Here is a 1,739-nt window from a genome sequence, read left to right as displayed (position 1 = left end):
TAGCTGCGTCTCTGCCGTGTTGTTCTTGTTATGTCAGAGTCGTTTCGTCTTGTTTTTATTGGTTTGCGGCTTTTTATTCTTGTTATGCCATAGAGATAGCAGGTGTCGTGCCAACTTTTAAAAAGCCTTATAAATCAGTAATTTAACTTTTTCAGGCTTTTTCACCCCCGGGCAAAGCCAGAAAATTTGTTTCCGTGTTACTCGCTTTTGCCCACAGCACTGACGCAGCGGTAACACCTCACTGCGCGCTGCGTGCCTTGGCCACTCGCGAACCGCTTGGGCGGCCGAGCACTGCACTGATCTGCTGGCCCGCAGCAATCAAGGCTTCCAGGTCGATCCCGGTCTCGATGCCCAGGCCATTGAGCAGGTACACCACGTCTTCGGTGGCAACGTTACCGCTCGCGCCTTTGGCGTACGGGCAGCCGCCGAGGCCGGCGATAGAGCTGTCGAACACCGCAATGCCTTCGAGCAGGCTGGCATATATATTGGCCATGGCCTGGCCGTAGGTGTCGTGGAAATGCCCGGCGAGTCTGTCCCGTGGCACCTGCGCCGAAACCACCTCGAACAGGCGTCGGGTCGCGCCCGCCGTGCCGGTGCCGATGGTGTCGCCCAGCGACACTTCATAGCAGCCCATCGCGTACAGCTCGCGCGCGACCATCGCCACTTGCTCCGGCGCAACCGTGCCTTCATACGGGCAGCCCAGCACACAGGAAACGTAACCGCGCACGGTAACGCCGTGTTGTTTCGCCGCCTCCATGATCGGCGTAAACCGCGCCAGGCTCTCGCTGATCGAGCAATTGATGTTGCGCTGCGAGAACGCCTCGGAAGCCGCAGCGAACACTGCAACTTCCTTGACCCCGGCGGCGAGCGCGTCTTCAAAGCCGCGCAAGTTCGGCGCCAGTGCGCCGTAGGTCACGCCGGGTTTGCGCTGGATCTGCGCGAACACTTCGGCGGATCCGGCCATTTGCGGCACCCACTTGGGCGAAACGAAACTGCCGACTTCGATATAGCCGAGCCCTGCGGCGCTCAGGGCGTCGACCAGTTGCACTTTGTCGGCGACGCTGATCGGTTGGGCTTCGTTCTGCAGGCCATCGCGCGGGCCGACTTCGATCAGGCGTACTTGGGAGGGGAGGGACATGGGTGGGACCTGCCTGTTTTTTGAGTTCACGAAGAACCCTGTGGGAGCGAGCCTGCTCGCGAAAGCGTAGGGTCAGTGACAGATATTCTGAATGTCAGACCGTATTCGCGAGCAAGCTCGCTCCCACAGGGGAAGTGGTGAATCTTTAGACCGCCTGCTGGCTCTTGAGCGTCTGCTCCAGCGCCTGCACGCAGCGCTCTTCGGCTGTGTCCAGCTCAAGCTTCATCTGTTCGATATCGAGCAACTGCTGTTCGAGCTGTTCGCGGCGTTCGCTGATTTTCGCCAGCATGCTGTTGAGCTGTTTGGTGTTACCGCCGGACGGGTCGTAGAGCTCGATCAACTCGCGGCATTCGGCCAGGGAAAAACCGATGCGCTTGCCGCGCAGGATCAGCTTCAGAGTGACCTTGTCGCGCGGCGAATAGATACGTTCCTGGCCACGACGCTCGGGGCTGAGCAGGCCTTGCTCTTCATAAAAGCGGATCGCCCGGGTGGTGATGTCCAGCTCGCGGGCGAGGTCGGAAATGCTGTAGGTCTGACTGCTCATGAAAGCGCTCGGAAAATGGGCATGGCGCTAAGCTAATCGGTGGTTTACGTTTACGTC

The 1,739-nt window shown here is 59.3% G+C and carries 2 protein-coding genes; both read right to left on the bottom strand.

Features of this window, described 5'->3' with window-relative positions; genetic code table 11:
* Positions 1-238 precede the first annotated feature (238 nt).
* Positions 239-1,138, bottom strand: coding sequence for a hydroxymethylglutaryl-CoA lyase (locus tag F8N49_RS27580; RefSeq protein ID WP_073471319.1), 900 nt, complete (start codon positions 1,136-1,138; stop codon positions 239-241).
* Between the two features lie 145 nt (positions 1,139-1,283).
* Entirely contained in the window at positions 1,284-1,682 is a 399-nt protein-coding gene (locus tag F8N49_RS27575; protein WP_039763349.1) for a MerR family DNA-binding transcriptional regulator, read from the bottom strand.
* Positions 1,683-1,739: the final 57 nt, after the last annotated feature.

This window comes from Pseudomonas sp. GXM4 (assembly GCF_008923895.1).
Lineage (GTDB): Bacteria > Pseudomonadota > Gammaproteobacteria > Pseudomonadales > Pseudomonadaceae > Aquipseudomonas > Aquipseudomonas atacamensis.
Note: the sequence above shows the minus strand (reverse complement) of the source record. Positions and strands in the feature narration are given on the sequence as shown.